Origin of the sequence: Collinsella aerofaciens (assembly GCF_015546965.1) — a bacterium.
In the GTDB taxonomy this organism is placed as follows: Bacteria; Actinomycetota; Coriobacteriia; order Coriobacteriales; family Coriobacteriaceae; genus Collinsella; species Collinsella aerofaciens_X.
In genome coordinates, this window is sequence record NZ_JADMUF010000001.1 from 306540 (window position 1) to 325532 (window position 18993).

At 57.8% G+C, this 18993-nt stretch carries 13 protein-coding genes; 4 read left to right on the top strand and 9 right to left on the bottom strand.

The annotated features are described in order from the left end of the window. Window positions 1–70: 70 nt before the first annotated feature. The 9 genes from I1M21_RS01340 to pflB form a co-directional block, all read right to left on the bottom strand. Window positions 71–856, bottom strand: coding sequence for a serine hydrolase (locus tag I1M21_RS01340; RefSeq protein WP_195192111.1), 786 nt, complete (start codon window positions 854–856; stop codon window positions 71–73). Window positions 857–1505: 649 nt separating this feature from the next. Next, window positions 1506–2324: a pyruvate formate-lyase-activating protein gene (gene pflA, locus I1M21_RS01345; RefSeq protein ID WP_195192112.1), complete on the bottom strand. Its 819-nt coding sequence runs from the start codon at window positions 2322–2324 to the stop codon at window positions 1506–1508. 186 nt (window positions 2325–2510) lie between these two features. Continuing rightward, on the bottom strand, window positions 2511–3365 hold the full coding sequence (locus tag I1M21_RS01350; RefSeq protein ID WP_195192113.1) for a DegV family protein: 855 nt from the start codon (window positions 3363–3365) through the stop codon (window positions 2511–2513). 249 nt (window positions 3366–3614) lie between these two features. After that, the gene (locus tag I1M21_RS01355; protein WP_195192114.1) at window positions 3615–5057 is read right to left on the bottom strand and encodes a glycoside hydrolase family 32 protein; all 1443 of its coding nucleotides are present in this window, start codon (window positions 5055–5057) and stop codon (window positions 3615–3617) included. A gap of 101 nt (window positions 5058–5158) precedes the next feature. Next, entirely contained in the window at window positions 5159–6610 is a 1452-nt protein-coding gene (locus I1M21_RS01360; protein ID WP_195192174.1) for a PTS transporter subunit EIIC, read from the bottom strand. Window positions 6611–6655: 45 nt separating this feature from the next. Continuing rightward, the gene (locus I1M21_RS01365) at window positions 6656–8038 is read right to left on the bottom strand and encodes a family 43 glycosylhydrolase (RefSeq protein WP_035137642.1); all 1383 of its coding nucleotides are present in this window, start codon (window positions 8036–8038) and stop codon (window positions 6656–6658) included. A 183-nt stretch (window positions 8039–8221) separates the two neighbouring features. Beyond that, window positions 8222–9232: a LacI family DNA-binding transcriptional regulator gene (locus tag I1M21_RS01370; RefSeq protein WP_229025499.1), complete on the bottom strand. Its 1011-nt coding sequence runs from the start codon at window positions 9230–9232 to the stop codon at window positions 8222–8224. Window positions 9233–9533: 301 nt separating this feature from the next. Next, window positions 9534–9785: an autonomous glycyl radical cofactor GrcA3 gene (gene grcA3 / locus I1M21_RS01375; protein WP_117583521.1), complete on the bottom strand. Its 252-nt coding sequence runs from the start codon at window positions 9783–9785 to the stop codon at window positions 9534–9536. Between the two features lie 85 nt (window positions 9786–9870). After that, window positions 9871–11922: a formate C-acetyltransferase gene (gene pflB, locus I1M21_RS01380; protein ID WP_195192117.1), complete on the bottom strand. Its 2052-nt coding sequence runs from the start codon at window positions 11920–11922 to the stop codon at window positions 9871–9873. A gap of 550 nt (window positions 11923–12472) precedes the next feature. Between pflB and I1M21_RS01385 the strand changes: the two genes are divergently transcribed. The 4 genes from I1M21_RS01385 (at window position 12473) to I1M21_RS01400 (ending at window position 18756) form a co-directional block, all read left to right on the top strand. Further along, window positions 12473–12922, top strand: coding sequence for a MarR family winged helix-turn-helix transcriptional regulator (locus tag I1M21_RS01385; RefSeq protein WP_195192118.1), 450 nt, complete (start codon window positions 12473–12475; stop codon window positions 12920–12922). Next, the gene (locus I1M21_RS01390; RefSeq protein WP_195192119.1) at window positions 12919–15288 is read left to right on the top strand and encodes an ABC transporter ATP-binding protein; all 2370 of its coding nucleotides are present in this window, start codon (window positions 12919–12921) and stop codon (window positions 15286–15288) included. Before I1M21_RS01385 ends, I1M21_RS01390 begins: the two co-directional genes overlap by 4 nt. Further along, complete coding sequence (locus I1M21_RS01395; RefSeq protein WP_195192120.1) at window positions 15288–17144, top strand: ABC transporter ATP-binding protein; 1857 nt, start codon at window positions 15288–15290, stop codon at window positions 17142–17144. Before I1M21_RS01390 ends, I1M21_RS01395 begins: the two co-directional genes overlap by 1 nt. A gap of 580 nt (window positions 17145–17724) precedes the next feature. Further along, window positions 17725–18756, top strand: coding sequence for a 3-deoxy-7-phosphoheptulonate synthase (locus I1M21_RS01400; protein ID WP_117797480.1), 1032 nt, complete (start codon window positions 17725–17727; stop codon window positions 18754–18756). Window positions 18757–18993: the final 237 nt, after the last annotated feature.

Genomic DNA, 18993 nt, shown 5'->3' on the forward strand with positions numbered 1-18993 from the left:
CCAAACCTATACGAAATTCTCAACCACGGTATGGTACCAGCATTTTGTTTGACCTCGTCAAACGAACACGCTAGGCCAGTGCAGCTCGCGTATCAAACAGAGCCTTTGCAATCGCAGCCGTAACCTCGCTCGAGCGGTCGCTCCACGGCATCGATGTCATGATGCTCATGACATAGGTACGGCCATCGATGTCGATAAGGCCCGCATCGCATGTCGAAAAGCAACCATCCTCGCTAATCCAGCCTGCCTTATTGCGCACCAAGGCTTGGTCGTCCGCAATGCCATCACGAATAAACGATCGGGCCGTAGAGGCCAGAAGGCCCGACAGCCATTGCGACGTCTCGGTATCATGGCTCAGATACTCGCTCATCTCGCGCCACAACTTGGCCGAGGTGCGCGGGCAATAAGTGGGAAAATCACTCATCGGATCGAGTGCGACCTCGTCTTCGACGCCGAGTGCGGCAATCCAATCCTCGTAACCGACACGATCAAACGCCGCACGTAACGCAATAAACGAATCGTTGTCCGAATTAACGACCGCGGCCTCGATCAGGTCGCGCACCGCCTGCCAGCCCATGTTGTAGCCACCATAGGTGCCAAGGGAATCATCGAGTGAGACCTGCCCCGTCTCGACCAGAGATTCGCAGATGTACAACGCATAGAGTGCCTTGTAGCCACTCGCACCGTAAACCTCGACATCGGCGTTATACGTCACGCCCTTGCCACTTGACAGGTCGTAGAACACCACGCCCACATCGCCCAATTCCTGGGCCTGATCAAGGGCATCTTGGAGCGCGGCGAGGCTCTCATCCTCCAGGGCGGGGATCTGGCCATCAACCAGTGAGAAGGTCTGCACGGTATCGCCTGAGGGAATATCGTTAAAGTCCGCCTTCGAAAGCCTCGTCTTGAGGCTCGCTGTCGACAGGGTTTGGCTTGCGGTGGCTTTAGATTCAGAGCCCTTTTTGTTTTGCGTCTGTACCGTTGACGCATCTGAGTGTGCCATTCGCTCCGACGCGTAGGTTTTGGCGGTAATTCCGAGGATAATAACCGCCAACGTTAACATCCCAATGGCGGCAATCTTCGTCACGCGGATGCGAGCGTCGGCAAGGCCACGCGAAGACGTGCCCTTCGTCTCATATCTGCTGCTATGCTGCGGCACATACTCGTCCCGCGATGCGTTGTTTCGCACGTGGTCTCCTGACTGCTACCGTTCATATACGAGCAGCATAATACCGAGCAGGCATTTCTTTCCAAAGATATTCAGCGGCGTTTAAGGTGTCTTTAAAGAAACCACAAGCGTATTTATCCAAATGCCACGATTCTGTTGCGCATCTCCGCCCAAAACGCAGTTGCGGTGGAATAGTTCCTATTTGGGCGGCATAAGCCGAAAAACAAGAACTATTCCACCGCAACTTGACGGAGCTCTTTGGCAATCAACTTGGTGCCCAGGGGCACTCATTTAAGTCTGTCCCCAATGAGTGCCCTTAGGGAGCGAAAATGGCTCGCTAGCCGATGGCGTTTTTGAGTTCCGCGCGGCGCTTTTTCATGCCCGTCATGACGGCGTTGCGCAGCTCGGGCATGCGCGCGGTATCCATCTGGGGCACGCCCTCGAGCTTATAGGGAATGCCCAGTTGCTCGTACTTGACGACACCCATCGTGTGATACGGCAGCATTTCCAGGCCGACCACGTTATGCCACGGGGCAATCAAGCGACCGAGTGCCTCGCACTCCTCCACCGTATCGGTAATACCCGGCACTACCACGTGGCGGATAACAACCTTAATCTTGCGACGCGCGAGCTCATCACCAAACGCCAGAATACGTGCGGGATCGCAACCGGTCAGCTTTTTATGCTCGACGGGATCGGCGTGTTTAATGTCGAGCAGCACCATGTCGGTCTCGTTGAGAACGGCATCGAACTTCTCAGAGTGGTTGGGGTCAAACGCATACCCGCAGCTGTCAAGGCAGGTATGCACGCGACCATCGGGGTTGTTGTGCATTGCAAGGAATAGATCAGCCAAAAACTCAGGCTGCAGGAGCGGCTCGCCGCCGGATACCGTAATACCACCGCTGCGGTAAAACTCATGGTTGCTCTGGAACTCGTCCATCAGGTGCTCGACGGTCACCATGGTGCCGCCGTTAACCGACCAGGTATCGGGGTTGTGGCAATACGCACAGCGCATGGGGCAGCCCTGAACAAACACCACAAAGCGGATGCCGGGTCCATCGACCGTTCCCATCGTCTCAATCGAATGTACGCGGCCCAGGGCAAACGCAGAGTCCTCGGGACGAGCGTCCACACCCTCGAGCGTCATCTCAGCCATTCCCGCTACCTCGCCTCTCATTGGTTTTAGCTACATAAATGCCAGAGTCATTCTAGCCCATATGCATGATGGCGAAACGGTTTAGCAGTCAATTGGGTTGTTCTATTTGGCCCCACGCAAGAGCGGCGGGAAGGTTATCGCAACCCGCCCGCCGCCGAGGCAATAGAAATCGATAGACGCTAGGCCTTACGCTTTAAGCGTGAGCACCGCACCGAAGGCGGTCGGGCCGCAATGGCTCGAAATGACCCCGCCGACCTGAGTCCAGGTAACGTCCTTAAAGCCCAGGTCGTGCGCATAGACTTCCATGTCGTCGCGCAGCTCCTGGGAAAGGCCTACCGAATACGCCAGGCCAATGTGCGAGTAGTCAATCTCGCCCTTCGCAACCATGTGGTCGATAAAGGCGCGGGCGCACTTGAGCATAGAGCCGCGGAACTTCTTGGTCGCTACGAACTTGCCGCCCGTTACCTCAATGCAGGGCTTAATCTTGAGCAGATGGGCGCCTAGGAACGCGACGTTGGACAAGCGACCACCTGCCTTAAGAAAGGCAAGGTCGGTAGGAACAAAGCCCAGCAGTACACGGTCCATGACGGAATTCGTAAATGCAAAGATTTCGTCGACGGTGGCATCTGGATGGGCTTCAATATACTTAGCGGTCTCGACGGCAACGAGCGACTGGCCCACCGAGACAAAACGCGTATCCATGGAGAACACGTAGTCGCGCCCCTTAGCTGCAATCTTGGAGGACTGATGTGAGCAGGTCGTGACTTCGGAATACGCGAGATGCAAAATGGTCGCGTCGGGCCGCTCAGCGTGAATGCGGTCGTACACGTGAGCAAAATCCGCAGGCGCGCAGCCACTGGTCTTGGGCATCACGCCAAACTCATTGCAGCGCGAATAGATCTCGAGCGGATCGATTGAGCCGTCCTCAACCGTCTCATCGCCCATCGTGACGTGCATGGGCACGCGCACGATACCGTAGCGCTCACAAAGCTCCGGCGTCACATCCGAACCAGACTCAACCACGATTACGTACTTGCCCATTATTATCACGACCCATCTCGTCGTTGTCATGTTCACTGTTCGACACGCTGCTGCCGCACTGTTGTGCAACGGCATATAAGCGCCAGAAAGACGCCGCCCTTCGCCTATAACAAAGGACAGCGTCTCCCTGAAACATTCCGTGCTTGCGAGAGATTTTACACGGTTCAGAAAAATCTGTTACTTACTCCGCAAACGGTCGCTATATGAGATAAACGGTAGCCGACATGCGCACTAGTTGCCTCCTGCAGCCTACTGAGCCAGTCGATAGATCTCCATCTCGGCCGAACCCTCGGCATGCAGCTCCATCGTGGATACCGCAGGCGAATACGTACGGCTTGTGAGCGCAGCCTCTCCACCGTTGGCAAAAATCTCAACCAGGGTCGTGTCCGATAGCACGCGCAAATCACGCAGCTCATCGACCTCAACCGACCTTACGTCACGTCCGTAGCCCTCATCGTCCATGTCGAGCGTAAGCATGCCATCCGCATAGCGCACGGTAACGCCCTCACGGATCCTAAGCTCGACGGTCTTCACTTCCGAGCAGGAGACGACGGCATCAAATAGACGACCGGGCTCCGCGGCGCCCTCACCGGCATGAACGTGCACGCCCGCACCGCGCAGCTTTTCGAGCTCACGGGCAGGCCACTGGCAGAGTTTGCCGTTGTGCATGCTCAGTTGGCGCGGCACCGTCAGCGCGCACTGCCATCCGCGCTCGACCGTTGGGTTTTTCACCGTTGCATCGGGGCAGCCCACCCAGCCGATCATCAAGCGTCGCCCGGCGGCGTCCTCAAAAGATTGCGGGGCATAGAAGTCGAAGCCCGCATCAACCATCGGCGGCATGCCCTGGTCGGCAATCTTAAAACTCCGGGCATCCCAATCGGCCTCGATGCGGAACCACACGCACTGGTGCGGATTGTGGTAACGCCAGCCCTCGGCGGGCACACCCTGTGGACAGCAGACGAGCACGAGCTCGCCATCCAGCTCAAACAGGTCGGGGCACTCCCACATAAAGCCAAACTTCTCGTCCAGCTCAATGCGCGTCGCATACGCCCAAGATTCCAGATCGCACGACGTGAACACGAGCACGCATCCACGGTCATCTTTCGTGCGCGCGCCCAGCACCATGTAGTACACGCCATTGTGCTCAAGAACCTTGGGATCGCGCACATGTGTGCCAATGTCGCTAGGATAATCGAGCGGGCCGATGGCCAGCTGCTTCTCGCCCAGCTCGTCGGGGTTATCGGTAACCATATGGATCTGGTTTTGCTCACGGCCCGTCAACACGTAGTCGTAATCATCGCGGTCAAAATGCTTGACGTTGCCGGTATAGAAGTAGTGAATCTTGCCATCACGTACAAAGGCAGAACCAGAATACGCTCCGCTCGAATCCAAATCGGAATCGGGGAACAGCACGGGGCCGTGATTCTCGTACGTCACAAAATCCTTTGTCGTCAGATGGTTCCAAAGCACTGGACCGCCATGCGCAGCATCGAAAGGATCGTATTGATGATAGATGTGATACGTATCACCAATCTGAACCAAACCGTTGGGGTCGTTGAGCCAGCCAAGCTCAGGCTCCACATGGAACAGAAGCCTATCGGGGTCGGACGCGATGCGAGCCGCCGTCTCATCCTGTCCGGCACGCCACTGCTCATAGTCCGCGCGTGTCACCTTGTTTTTTTGATTTAACATCGCCGTTGACTTTCTCGTCTATGGGGAAGGACGCTCGACTCACACGAGTCGAACGCCCTTCCTCAAATGAACTTATCCTCAGATTACACTGAACGGCTCAACTAGAAGCTAACGTCGAAGCCAGCGCCAGCGCCCTCTTCATCGGTGGTCGGCACGCCCTTTGCCTTGTTGTAGGCAAAGATCAACACGATCGGCACGATAAAGGCGATGAGATTGCCAGCCACATACCACACGAGGGTCTCGGGCGTGACGATGAGCAGGCCAAGCACGCCGGTCAGACCCTGACCGATAGCGCGCACCTCAAAGAGCTTGACGAAGGCACCGCCGCAGCCTGCACCGATGCATGCGCAGATGAACGGAATGATCGAATAGCGCATGTTTGCAGCAAAGATAGCGGGCTCGGAGATACCGACCAGCGTCGGGATAAAGGAAGACATGCAGATGTTGCGCTCTTTGGAATGCTTCTTGTGAATGAGGTACATGCCGATGGCGCCGCCGCCCTGGGCGATGATGGAAACCGACCAGATGGCCTGGATGTAGTTGAAGCCGGTCGTGGCAACGAGGTTGGCCTCGATACCCTGGATGAACTGATGCGTACCGGTAACGACGAGCGGCTGCAGGAACGCGGCGAAGACAAAGGCACCAAAGACGCCCATCCTGTTGTACAGGATATCGATTACGCCGGCGAGGACGTCACCGATCAGGTTGCCGAGCGGGCCGAACACGGTGAACAGGGCAACGTTAGCAAGAATCAGGGTAACGGTCGGGACAAAGACGAACGAAACGACCTCGGGGATGTACTTCTGGGCAATCTTCTCGACCTTGGCCATAAACCAGGCAGTCAGGATTGCGGGGAACACACCGCCCTGGAAAGCAACCATGGGAATGGATAACGGACCGAAGTTCCAATAATCAGCACCCGACGGATCCATAACGAACGCGTTGCGGTTCATAAGGTTCGGGTGAACCATGACGATACCGACGAGGATACCCAGAATCGGGTTACCGCCAAAACGCTTAACCGCGCTGTACATCACAAGAACAGGCAGGTAGTCGAAGGTGGTAGCGATGATAGCGAAGAAGCTTGCAAGATTCTTGAGGAACTCACTGTGATCAGCGAGGCTGCCTTCCATACCGAAGAGGCCGTTGGCAACAATCAGCGACTTAAGGCCGATGATGATGGCCGCACCGACGAAGGCGGGAATGATGGGGATAAAGATGTCCGAGAATACCTTGAGGACCGAGAAGAACTTGCCCTTCTTGTCTGCCTCGGCGCCCTTGACCTCGGAAGCACTGATCTCCTTAACGCCCGTCAGAGCCATAAACTCATCGTAAACCTTGTTGACGGTACCGGTACCGAAGATGATCATGAGCTGGCCGCTGTTGTACAGCACGCCCTTGACGCCATCGATGTTCTCGAGCTCGGCCTTGTTGTATTTGCTCGTATCCTTGAGCACCAGACGCAGACGGGTCACGCAATGCGTGGCGCCCTCGATGTTCTCCAGTCCGCCGACGTTGTCGACGACTTGCTGGGACACTGCCTTGTAGTCCATGTTCCTCTCCATTCCTTTTCTAAATCATAAAACGGTTCGTTGCCGCTACAGAGACGCGATCGTTGCGTTTGCGCACTTGAGCGCACCGTCGGTGACGGTAAGCGCCACACCCTGGCCCTGCTTGTTGCAGAAGCGAGCGTTGAGCGCAACATCATCGACAAAGATGGTCGCGATGTCGTCGTCGACGACCAGACGCACATGGTGAGTGCCCTCGCCCTTAAAGAACAACGGACGCTCGAGGCCCATGTTGTTGACCTGGAACCACGGGTACTGGGGAGCCGGCGTGAACTCGAGCTTGCCCTCGCGCAGGTTGGCGCGGAACTCATAGGCAAGACCGGTCTCGGCGTCCTCGGCGAACTTGACCGAGAAGCCGGCAGCGTTACCGCCGAGCTCAATGTCGGCATCGAGCAAGTAGGTGGAGCCGGCATCCGCGGCGAGCACCTGCTCGACCTTGCCCGACTCGCAGGAAAGCTCAAAGGTCTCGACTGCCTTAGCCTCGCCAAAGGCGCCAAGCATGCTGTCGGGGAGCTTGGTGCCGAGCGTTCCGTCGGCACGCTGAACGATCTCGAGGGGCATAAAGGTGCCACCCCATAGGTAAGAGCTGGGGTCGCCGCCCTCGTCACGCGTAGGAACCCAACCAAAGAGAACGCGACGCTCGCCATCGAATGCGGTGCGAGCGGCGTAGTACGCGCGGCCGTCGAAGGAGTCGTCAGCGGGGGTAATCCAAGGACCGTTGATGGACTTGGACATGCGGTAACGGGTCTTGTTGCCGTCGCTGTACTCGGAAAAGACGAGGTACCACCAGTCGCCCATCTTAAAGAGATCAGGCATCTCAAACATGGTGTACAGGCCCGGGTTCCACCAGTCGCCCTGGAACTCCCAGTTGGTCAGATCCTTGGAGGTGAACTTGACCAGGCGGCCGGTCATCAGACGCTTGTCCTCGCCCACACGCGTGCCGAGGATGAGCATGTACTCTTCGTTCTCCTCATCCCAAAGCACAAAGGGATCGCGCCAGTTGCGGTCATCGTAACCCTCCTGGGGCGGAAGCAGCGTCTCGGCGATGTTCTTCTCCCACTTGACGGCGTCGTCGCTCGTTGCATGAAGAAGAACCTGCTTCATCAAACGTGCGCGGACCTTATCGCGATTGCAACCAGTGTAGAGCGCATGGTACTTGTCGCCCACCTTAAACACCGTGCCGGCATAAATGTACTGGTCGACTTCCTCGTCGCCGCCACGCTCAAGGCTCTCGCCAAAGTCCTTGTAGTTGACGAAATCCTTGGTCGTAGCGAGTGCCCAGCCAAACGGCTCTCCGAAAGGTTCGGGGTTACGCGTGTCACGCTGATGATAGAGATAGAACGTGCCGTCCTCGCCGTACGGCATGATGTCGCCTACCCAAATTCCCTCAGGCTGGTAATACACCTTGTGCATCCGAGACTTCCTTTCCACGACATACTAACTCGGTACAATGGCAAGATATGTCAATCGTTTTCATATGTCAAACGTTTTCACACCAATACGTCTTTTCGCAGTTCCAGTCGTCGGCAAACGGTTGACATATGCCGGTGAACGGTCATCAGAGGCGTTTGAGGAATTCTTTTGGCACGGGATGAACTACGCGGTTTTGCCCTCAATGAGTTCAACGGGGAGCTTGATATTCGATTCGGGATTATCGCCGTTAATAAGAGCGATGATGGATTGCGCCGCGAGCTCTCCGATGCGATCGATATCTTGACGTACGGTTGTTAAGTCAGGCATAAACGTCATAGTGCGGCGGGCACCATCCGCGCCCACGACCTTAATGTCGTCTGGAGCGCTCAAGCCGCGCTGCTTCATCACGTTGAGACAGATGGCCGCCATCGTATCGTCTCCCGCAAAGATGCCGTCAATATCGGGGTTCTCATCGAGGATCCTCGCAACGACCGCGCCCTTTTCGTCGTCGGGCTTAACGAACTCAACCTCACGGACAAGCGCGGACAAACCGGACTGCTCAACAACATCGAGGTAGGCATCGGTACGCTTATTGGCAGGCATGCGCATGCGGCTATTGCTGCGCAGGCACAGGATACGCCTGCAGCCGTCATCAATCAGACGGCGCGTGGCGAGCTCGCCAATGCCATAGCTGTCACTTGCAATCTGGACAGAGCCCTCGCCAAGATCGCAGTCGATGCCAACCAGGCTCAAGCCCATCTCGGCATATGCCTCGGCACCGATATTGAGGGAATTGACGATGACGCCGTCGACCATATTGCGGCGGAGCATGTCAATATAGGAACGCTCAAGATCGGGTCGATTGGCACTGTTGCACAGCAACATCTTAAAGCCGTTTTCCGCTAACGTGCGCTCGACCGCCTGCACAACCTGAGCATGGAACGGGCTGCTCACAAAGGGAACGATCATACCGATAAGATTCAGGCGACCGTTGAGCATGGCACGGGCGATATCGTTGGGCGTGTAATTGATGCGCTCCATCGCCGCATGGACTTTATCGCGGGTTTCCTGGCTAATGTAGCCGCGATTATTAAGCACGCGAGATACCGTAGTAGGCGAAACCCCCGCCACCGCTGCAACTTCCTTGATACCAGGCTTAGCCGTATCCTTAGAACGAGCACCCTCGCGAGCCATAGCACCCTCCCCCATCAACATGTCATACGTTTACATACGAACAAAGCATACCCCAACAACAGCGGGAAGACGGTAACAGCACAAGTAAGTAAACGACTCATCCAAATAATTAGGAGAGTTCCGCCTAAAGGGTGACTACACAGGACCCCCGCCGGGCCGCTTTGGGTTACTTTCCAAAACATTTCCGCAGAACGCAAAGGGCTCCGCCGCGCGAAGCGCGCAGCGGAGCCCTTTGCATGTCCGAGGACGTTTTGGAAAGTAACCCAAAGCGGCCCGGCGATCCTGCGGGAGTTAAACCCCTTTAGAACTTGTCGTGGAAGGTACGCGAAATGACCTCGTCCTGCTGCTCCTTGGTGAGCGTGTGGAAGTTCACGGCATAGCCGGAAACGCGGATGGTCAGCTGCGGGTACTTCTCGGGGTGAGCCTGAGCATCGAGCAACGTCTCACGGTTGAAGACGTTGATGTTCAGGTGATGGCCACCCTTCTCGGCGTAAGCGTCGAGCATGTGGACCAGGTTATCGGCCTGAGTCTCGGAAACTTCAGAAACCTTCATAATGTGTCTCCTTCGATCGATAGGCGCCGGCCGAAACCGGCGCGCTAATCAGTAATCGTTATTGTTAGTATAGCACTAACAATAGTTACTCGCCCAGCTGATCAAGGTCGATATCGCCAAAGAACACCTGGTCCTCCTTACCGAGCGCACTCGGGATGATGGAGAAGGTGTTGGAGATGCCGTCCTGAGCGTCGCGGAACGGGAGCTTGGAAACCGAAGACAGCGAAGCGATGGCGCCGTGGCTATCGCGCTTGTGCATGGGGTTAGCACCCGGGGCGAACGGCTGGCCAGCCTTGCGGCCGTCGGGCGTGGAGCCGGTCTTCTTACCGTACACGACGTTGGAGGTAATGGTCAGAACCGAGGTCGTGGGCACGGAGTTGCGGTAGGTATCGTTCATGCGAATGTACTCCATGAACTGGTGCACAACGTCGTGAGCGATCTGGTCGACGCGGTCGTCGTCGTTACCGTACTTGGGGAACTCGCCCTCGGTCTCGAAGTCGACGATGATGCCGTTCTCATCACGGACGGGGTGGACCTTGGCGTACTTGATGGCGGACAGGGAGTCAGCCACGACGGAAAGGCCAGCGATGCCCGTAGCGAACCAGCGGTGCACGTGCTTGTCGTGCAGAGCCATCTGGATGCGCTCGTAGCAATACTTGTCGTGCATGTAGTGAATGATGTTCAGCGAGTTGACGTACACGCCAGCGAGCCACTTCATCATGTCGTTGTACTTGGCCACAACGTCGTCGTAATCGAGCGTATCGCCCTCGACGGCGCGATACTTGGGGCCGACCTGCTTCTTGGAGACCTCGTCGACGCCGCCGTTGAGTGCGTACAGCAGGCACTTGGCCAGGTTGGCGCGGGCACCGAAGAACTGCATCTCCTTGCCGATGCGCATGGAGGACACGCAGCAGGCGATGCCGTAGTCGTCGCCGTGGTAAACGCGCATGAGGTCGTCGTTCTCGTACTGAATCGAGGAGCTGGCGACGGAAGTCTTGGCGCAGAACTTCTTGAAGTTCTCGGGCAGACGGGTCGACCACAGAACGGTCATGTTGGGCTCGGGGCTGGTGCCCATGTTCTCGAGCGTGTGCAGGTAGCGGTAGCTCATCTTGGTAACGAGCGTACGGCCGTCAACACCCATGCCGCCGATGGACTCGGTGACCCACTGCGGATCGCCGGTAAACAGGGCCTGGTACTCGGGGGTACGGGCAAACTTGACCATGCGGAGCTTCATGATGAAGTGATCCACGAACTCCTGGATCTGCTCCTCGGTGAAGGTACCGTTGGCAAGGTCGCGCTCAGCGTAGATGTCGATGAACGTAGAGGTACGGCCGATGGACATAGCGGCGCCGTTCTGCTCCTTGACGGCAGCGAGGTAGGCGAAGTACATCCACTGGATGGCCTCCTGCGTGTTGGTAGCAGGGTTGGAAATATCGAAACCATAGGTCTCGGCCATCATCTTGAGCTCGCCGAGGGCGCGAATCTGCTCCTGCAGCTCCTCACGATCGCGGATGTTGTCGGCGGTCATGACCGTCGGGGTGGAAGCCTTCTGGGCCTCCTTGTCCTTGATCAGGTAGTCGACGCCGTACAGGGCAACACGACGGTAGTCGCCGATGATGCGGCCGCGGCCATAGCCATCGGGCAGACCGGTGATGATGTGGGCCGAACGGCAAGCACGCATCTCGGGGGTGTAGACATCGAAGACGCCGGCGTTGTGAGTCTTGCGCTCGAAGGTGTAGCGCTCGACAACGTTCTCGTCGACCTTATAGCCGTGCTGGCTGGCAGCCTGGCAAGCGATGCGGATACCGCCGTTGACGTGCAGCGCGCGCTTGAGCGGCTTGTCGGTCTGGAGGCCGACGATGGTCTCCTTCTCGCGGTGGGCGTTATCGATGTAGCCAGCGGGGTGGCTCACGATACCCGTGACGGTCTTGGTGTCCATATCGAGGACGCCGCCCTGCTCGCGCTCCTTGAGCAGCAGGTCGAGAACCTCGCCCCACAGCTCCTTGGTACGCTCGGTCGGGCCGGCGAGGAACGACTCGTCGCCCTCGTAGGGGGTGTAGTTCTTCTGGATGAAGTCTCGGACGTCAACCTCTCCCGTCCAGATGCCTTCCTTGAAGCCTTCCCATGCCTTCTGCATTGTGTAACCACGCTCCTAGTTACGTGTAATGCGGCGCTCTCTCACACCGCTGCTTATTGAATTCTTGAATTATCGGCTTGCACTACCGGCTTCTTCCGTTCTTCACCACACGTTGGTACAGGGAAAAACGTTTGTCCACCTTGGAACTGCAACCCAAAACCCAAGATTTCACCCGTTTGAGAAGGATAACATAGCTACCCCCTTCATCAGGGCTGTTATATGTTTCTTTTTTTATACCATTAGGGCGTTTTTAACAAATCCGCAGGAAATGCGAGCGCGAACAACTACCGTTCACCGATTTGTTTGGTATTTTTCCTTGCCTTTGTACGACGTTCACTCTAGCTGTTATGCCAGCTTTAGCAGGGTAAAGTGCCTCTGAGTAGGCTTTGGGACATGCCTAACGATCTGCCCCAAACTTTACTGGCACCGACGGTGTACGGAGGTCGCCTAAAGGTAGTTTTCTAGGCATGTCCCAAAATCTACGGTATGGGTCGTGCGGACGGGGGTATCATCTTTCACCGAAAATAGTTTCTAGTGTTAGGGGTTTTCGGTGGAAGAAACCGATTTCCATGAGCTTGGGCGTCAGCTCCTTACCGAGTTTGGCGGCATTCACCAGCGCGTTTCGCGCTTTGTGGACAAAGCTCTCAGCGGCGAGATGGCTGTCATGCGCGCCCTTATGCTCGCTGGCGGTTCGCTCACGCCGAGCGAACTCGCTGATCGCGCCTGGGTCTCGAACGCCCGCATTGCCAATATCCTACGCGCTCTCGAAGCCAAGGGCTGGGTTGAGCGTGAGCACTCAAAGACCGACCGTCGTCGCGTACACGTCATAGTGACCGACAAGGGATTCCAGGATCTCGAAATCAAACGCCGGGAATTCGAGGACCGCACCGCGGCTTTCCTCGAACAGCTCGGCGAAACAGATACCCAAGAGATGGTGCGTCTTCTAAGGCGTGCCAACGAAATTATCGACCACAATCAAGAAAGGAGAAATGCCGAGTGAGGATTCTCAAGCTCTTTAAAAAGCATATCCTGGCACTGTTCACAGCTATCGTACTCATCGTAATCAGCTGCAACGCCGACCTGGCACTGCCTACCTATATGAGCGATATCGTCGACGTGGGCGTGCAGCAAGGCGGTATCGCCTCGCCCGTGCCCGACACCATTCGCGCCGAATCGCTCGACGACCTCGAGCTCTTTATGAGCGCCAAGGGCGCCAAAGCTGTGGAGGCCGTGTTTAGCAAGGCGGACAATAACGGCATTCGAACGTACAAGGGCACCGAGAAGGAGCGCGCCGACGGCGGCAAGATTGCCGACATCATGAGCCTGCCTGAGACCGTCGTGCTCGCCTTCAACCAGGGCATCGACGCCGACTCCATGGGCGACATGACCGGCGCATCCACCGAGGCAAGCGATGGCGGCGCCGCTCAGGCCATGCCCACCCCCGAGCAGATGGCAGCGATGACGCCCGAGCAGCTCGCCGAGATGCAGCAGAAGGCCGCAGCCGCGCAGAGCATGCAAAAGCAGATCGACGCCGACGGCGGTAAGATCACCATGAAGAGCCTGCGCCTAGGCGTTGAAGGCGGTCTTATCGATCAGGGCAAGCTCGTCGAGGGCGCCAACGATATGGCTGACAAAATGGGCTCCATGTCGGGCTCCATCGTCACCCAGCGCGCCGTGAGCTACGTGCAAGAAGAGTACAAGGCGCAGGGTATCGACCCCGCCGACGTGCAGAACGCCTACCTGGGCCGCATGGCGACCACGATGTTTGGTCTGTGTCTGGTGTCGCTGGTCGCCACCATCCTGACCGGCGCCGTGGCTTCGCGCACCGCCTGCTCCATCGCCCGCGACCTGCGCCGCGAGACCTTCAACAAGGTTATGCACTTCTCGCCGGCCGAGGTGGGCAAGTTTAGCCAGGCCTCGCTCATCACCCGCTGCACCAACGACATTCAACAGATCCAGATGGCCGCAACCCTGTTTATCCGCATGTGCCTGATGGCCCCCGTCATGGGCATCGTCGCCGTCATGCGCGTCCTGGCCAACCACACCGGCCTGGAGTGGACCATCGCCGTGGCCATCATCGCCGTCTCGGCCGTCGTCGGCGTGCTTATGGGCCTCACCATGCCCAAGTTCAAAAAGATGCAGAGCTTTGTGGACCGCGTGAACCTTACCGCCCGCGAGCTGCTCGATGGCCTGATGCCCATCCGCTCGTTCAACCGCGAGGAGCATGAGCTCGAGCGTTTTGACAAGGCTTCGCTCGACCTGATGACCACGCAGCTCTACACCAACCGCGCCATGAGCTTTATGATGCCACTCATGATGCTCGTCATGAACTGCATCACCGTGCTTATCGTCTGGTTTGGCGCGCAGGGCGTGTCCGACGGCGTGATGCAGGTCGGCAACATGATGGCGTTTATCTCCTACACCATGCAGATCGTCATGGCGTTTATGATCCTCACCATGGTGTCGGTCATTCTGCCCCGTGCCGAGGTCGCAGCCGAGCGCGTGGAAGAGGTCATCACCTGCCCCACGAGCATCAACGACCCTGCCTCGCCCAAACTGCCTGCTGCCAGCGCGCCGCGCGGTGAGCTCACCTTCCGTGACGTAAGCTTCCAGTATCCCGACGCCCGCGCCGATGTCATCAGCGGCGTGAACTTCACCACACATGCCGGTCAGATGCTCGGCATCATTGGCTCCACGGGCTCGGGCAAGTCCACGCTCGTGCAGTTGATTCCGCGCCTGTACGACGTCACGGGCGGCAGCATTTCGCTCGACGGCATCGATGTGCGCGATATGACCCTTTCCGAGCTACGCCGCCGCATTGGCTATATCCCGCAGCAGGGACGCCTGTTCTCGGGCACCGTCGAGAGCAACCTTAAGTTTGCCGGCGACATGGTGAGCGACGAGGACATGTACCGGGCGGCACGCATCGCCCAGGCCGAGGACTTTATCGCCGAGCGCGAGGGCGGCTACGACTCCCCCATCAGCCAGGGCGGCTCCAATGTCTCGGGCGGTCAGCGCCAGCGCCTGGCCATCGCCCGCGCCCTGGCCAAAAAGCCCGAGGTCGTGGTGTTCGATGACTCGTTTAGTGCGCTTGACTACAAGACCGACGCGCGCCTGCGCGAGGAGCTGGCCAAAAACGTCACCGACGCCGCACTCGTGGTCGTGGCACAACGCATCGCGACCATCATGCACGCCGACCAGATCATCGTACTCGACGACGGTCACGTAGTGGGCACCGGCACGCACAAGGAGCTACTGCGCAGCTGCCCGGCGTACCTGGAAATCGCACAGTCGCAGCTTTCCGCCGAGGAGCTGGGGCTTACCCAAGAAGAAATTGCAGCCGTTATGGAAGGAGGCGAGCGCTAATGGCAGACGAGACCAAGACCCAAATTCCCAAGCCCACCCGTCAGCGTGGACCCATGGGCCGCATGGGCGGCATGCGTCGCGGCGAAAAGGCCAAGGACTTTAAGGGCACCATGAGGCAGCTGCTCGGCTATATCGGCCAGCACAAGATTGCCGTGTTTGTCGCCGTCGCCTTTGCCGTGTGCTCGGTCATCTTTAACATTGTGGGGCCCAAGGTGCTCGGCCAGGTTACGACCAAGCTGTTTGAGGGCCTGGTTGCCAAAGTCAACGGTACCGGCGATGTCGACTTTAACTGGATCGCCAAGACGCTCGGCTTTTTGCTCTGCCTGTACCTGGCGAGCTCTATCTGCAGTCTGATCCAGGGCTGGCTCATGACCGGTGTCACGCAAAAGATTTGCTACCGCATGCGCAAGGAGATCGCAGCCAAGATTGCCGTCGTGCCGATGAGCTACTTCAACGGTCACAGCAAGGGCGATGTGCTCAGCCGCATCACCAACGACGTCGATACACTCGGCCAGTCGCTCAACCAGAGCGTGACGCAGCTCATTACCTCCGTGACGCAGATCATCGGCGTGCTCGTCATGATGCTGTCGATCAGCCTGCCGCTTACCGGCGTCACCGTGCTCACGCTGCCGGCAGCCGCGATTATCTTGATGGTGATGATTCACTTCTCGCAGCCGTACTTCCGCGAGCAACAGCAGGTCCTGGGCACCGTCAACGGCATTATCGAGGAGGACTTTGCCGGTCAGAACGTCATCCAAGTGTTCGACCGCGCCGAGGCCTCGATCGAAGAGTTCGACCGTCAAAACGACCGCCTCTTTATTAGTGGCTGGCGCTCGCAGTTCCTGTCGGGCCTGATGATGCCGCTTATGAGCTTGGTGGGCAACATGGGCTACGTGGGCGTCGTCGTGGTGGGCGCGCAGCTCGCGCTGACCGGCAATGCAACGCCCGGCGACATTCAGAGCTTTATCCAGTACGTTCGCAACTTTACGCAGCCCGTGCAGCAACTGGGCAACGTGAGCAACACGATGCAGTCGATGGCTGCCGCCACCGAGCGCGTCTTTGAGTTCCTGGCCGCGCCCGAGGAGGAGCAGAAGGCCGACGCGCAGATTCCCGAGAAGCGCCCCGGTCACGTGGAGTTCGACCACGTCAAGTTTGGCTACACGCCCGACAAGACCATCATCCACGACTTTAGCTGCGAGGCGCAGCCCGGCCAGACCATCGCCATCGTCGGTCCCACCGGCGCCGGCAAGACCACGCTCATCAAGCTGCTGCAGCGCTTCTACGATGTGGACGACGGTTCGCTGCGTGTCGAGGGCGTCGACGTGCGCGACTGGGACCGCGCGGCGCTGCGCGGCGAGTTTGCCATGGTGCTGCAGGATACCTGGCTGTTTAACGGCACCATCCGCGAAAACATCCGCTACGGACGCCCCGATGCGAGCGATGCCGAGGTCGAAGCCGCTGCACGTGCCGCACGCTGCGACCACTTTATCCATACGCTCGCCGGCGGCTACGACTTTATGATCAACGAGGAGGGCACCAACCTGTCGCAGGGTCAGCGCCAGCTCGTGACCATCGCCCGTGCCATTTTGGCCGACCGCCCGGCGCTGATTCTGGACGAGGCGACCTCCAACGTTGACACTCGTACCGAGGAGCTTATTCAGCGTGCCATGGATGCGCTGATGCAAGGCCGCACCAGCTTTGTTATCGCACATCGCCTGTCCACGATTCGCAACGCCGACGTGATCTTGGTGATCCGCGACGGCGACATCGTCGAGAAGGGCACACACGACGAGTTGCTCGCCCAGGGTGGCTTCTACGCCGACCTGTACAACTCGCAGTTCGACGAGGCGGCGTAAATTCTGCCGCAGGGAACGAATAACGCCCGAGAACGGGGGCGCAGGGCAACCTGCGCCCCCGTTTTGTGTCCTTCGAGCCTCGAAGCGCCTTCCCTGAGACCTCATTGACGGCGTTTTCCAGACCCCGTGGGCAAAAAAGAGCAAATATGAGTACTGTTACCTTTTTAGTAACAGCCAAAACCGCCTCAAACGACCTCTTTGCGGCCTCTATACGCCTTCGAATTAATCAAAACGCCCGTTAGCAGACTTCTGTCTGCCAACGTTAATGAACGTATTTTTCACTTTGTCTATTATCTCGCTAGACCGATATGTTACTAGGTTAGCAACCGTACTCATATTTGGCATTTTTTGCCCACGGGGTGTTTCCTGGGGGTAGCGACAACAGCCTTACGGTCCCGCGCGGCGCAGCTCCCTCCCGGCATCCGCCGACGTTTGCCCAGATAAAACCTGCCAAAATAAACCTGTCCCTTTTTGGCAGGTTTCGGGGTGACAAGGGCTTGCACTTTAGCGTGCGACAGCGGATAATTCCGGACACTCGACAATACGCTTATTGCTCTTTCTATAGATTGAGGAGGCCCCTATGGCCATGGAATTCAAACGCAAGTTGCCGATCCCCATGGAGATCCGCGAGGAAATGCCGCTTTCTGCCGAGCTTACCGCCAAAAAGCAGGCATTTGACGCCGAGGTCGCCAAAGTCTTTACCGGCGAGGACGCACGCAAGGTGCTCATCATCGGCCCGTGCTCTGCCGACCGCGAGGATTCGGTACTTGAGTACATGAACCGACTGGCCAAGACCGCCGAGGAGGTCAAGGACAAGCTCATCATCATTCCGCGCGTCTACACAAATAAGCCGCGTACCAAGGGCACCGGCTACAAGGGTCTGCTGCACAACCCCAATCCCGAGGCTCCCGACGACCTGCTCGAGGGCGTCAAGGCCATCCGCCACATGCACCTGCGCGTTATTAAGGAAACGGGCTTCTTCACCGCAGACGAGATGCTCTATCCGTCCAACTACCAGTACCTCGTTGACCTGCTGAGCTATGTTGCCGTGGGCGCGCGCTCGGTCGAGAACCAGGAGCACCGTCTAGTGTCGAGCGGCATTTCGGTACCCGTCGGCATGAAGAATCCCACCGCCGGCTCTACCACCGTTATGCTCAACTCCATTTACGCCGCGCAGGCGCACCAGAGCTTCATCTTCCGCAACTGGGAGGTCGAGTGCGACGGCAATCCGCTCGCACACGCCGTTATGCGTGGCTACATCGGTCTCGACGGTCGCACCTACCCCAACTACCACTACGAGCACCTGGAACGCCTGGCCGAGCGCTATACCGAGCACGCCGGCTATGCCAATCCGGCAGCGGTCATCGACTGCAACCACGACAACTCGGGCAAGCGTCCGTTGGAGCAATATCGCATTTGCAAGGAGGTGCTCGACAGCTGCCGCCGCAACGAGTCCATCTCCAAGCTGGTCAAGGGCTTTATGATCGAGTCCTACCTGGAGGACGGCAACCAGCCGGTCGACGGCGGCGTCTTTGGCAAGTCGATCACCGACCCGTGTCTGGGCTGGGAAAAGACCGACTACCTCATCCACGAGATCGCGGAACGTATTTAGTTACGCGGGCACGAGAGCGAACAACTTGTCATTCAAAGAGGACGGCATGACCAGAAGGTCTATGCCGCCCTCTTTTCATAGTCGTTAGGGACGTTCTTGAATGACTAGTCGTTTAAGAACGTCCCTAACGACTAACCAAAAGCTCCGCGGAGATTTCTTTTTACCTACTTTGTTAATGGGTATTGCACTGCAAGCGCAGACACGCTAAGGTGTTCTACCAATGAGCGCAGAGATGCC

Excerpts from the sequence above, each read along its gene's own strand:
- pflA (WP_195192112.1), bottom strand. The coding sequence starts at position 2,324 with ATGGCTGAGATGACGCTCGAGGGTGTGGACGCTCGTCCCGAGGACTCT.
- I1M21_RS01350 (WP_195192113.1), bottom strand. The coding sequence starts at position 3,365 with ATGGGCAAGTACGTAATCGTGGTTGAGTCTGGTTCGGATGTGACGCCG.
- I1M21_RS01355 (WP_195192114.1), bottom strand. The coding sequence starts at position 5,057 with ATGTTAAATCAAAAAAACAAGGTGACACGCGCGGACTATGAGCAGTGG.
- I1M21_RS01360 (WP_195192174.1), bottom strand. The coding sequence starts at position 6,610 with ATGGACTACAAGGCAGTGTCCCAGCAAGTCGTCGACAACGTCGGCGGA.
- I1M21_RS01365 (WP_035137642.1), bottom strand. The coding sequence starts at position 8,038 with ATGCACAAGGTGTATTACCAGCCTGAGGGAATTTGGGTAGGCGACATC.
- I1M21_RS01370 (WP_229025499.1), bottom strand. The coding sequence starts at position 9,232 with ATGGCTCGCGAGGGTGCTCGTTCTAAGGATACGGCTAAGCCTGGTATC.
- grcA3 (WP_117583521.1), bottom strand. The coding sequence starts at position 9,785 with ATGAAGGTTTCTGAAGTTTCCGAGACTCAGGCCGATAACCTGGTCCAC.
- pflB (WP_195192117.1), bottom strand. The coding sequence starts at position 11,922 with ATGCAGAAGGCATGGGAAGGCTTCAAGGAAGGCATCTGGACGGGAGAG.
- I1M21_RS01395 (WP_195192120.1), top strand. The coding sequence starts at position 15,288 with ATGGCAGACGAGACCAAGACCCAAATTCCCAAGCCCACCCGTCAGCGT.
- I1M21_RS01400 (WP_117797480.1), top strand. The coding sequence starts at position 17,725 with ATGGCCATGGAATTCAAACGCAAGTTGCCGATCCCCATGGAGATCCGC.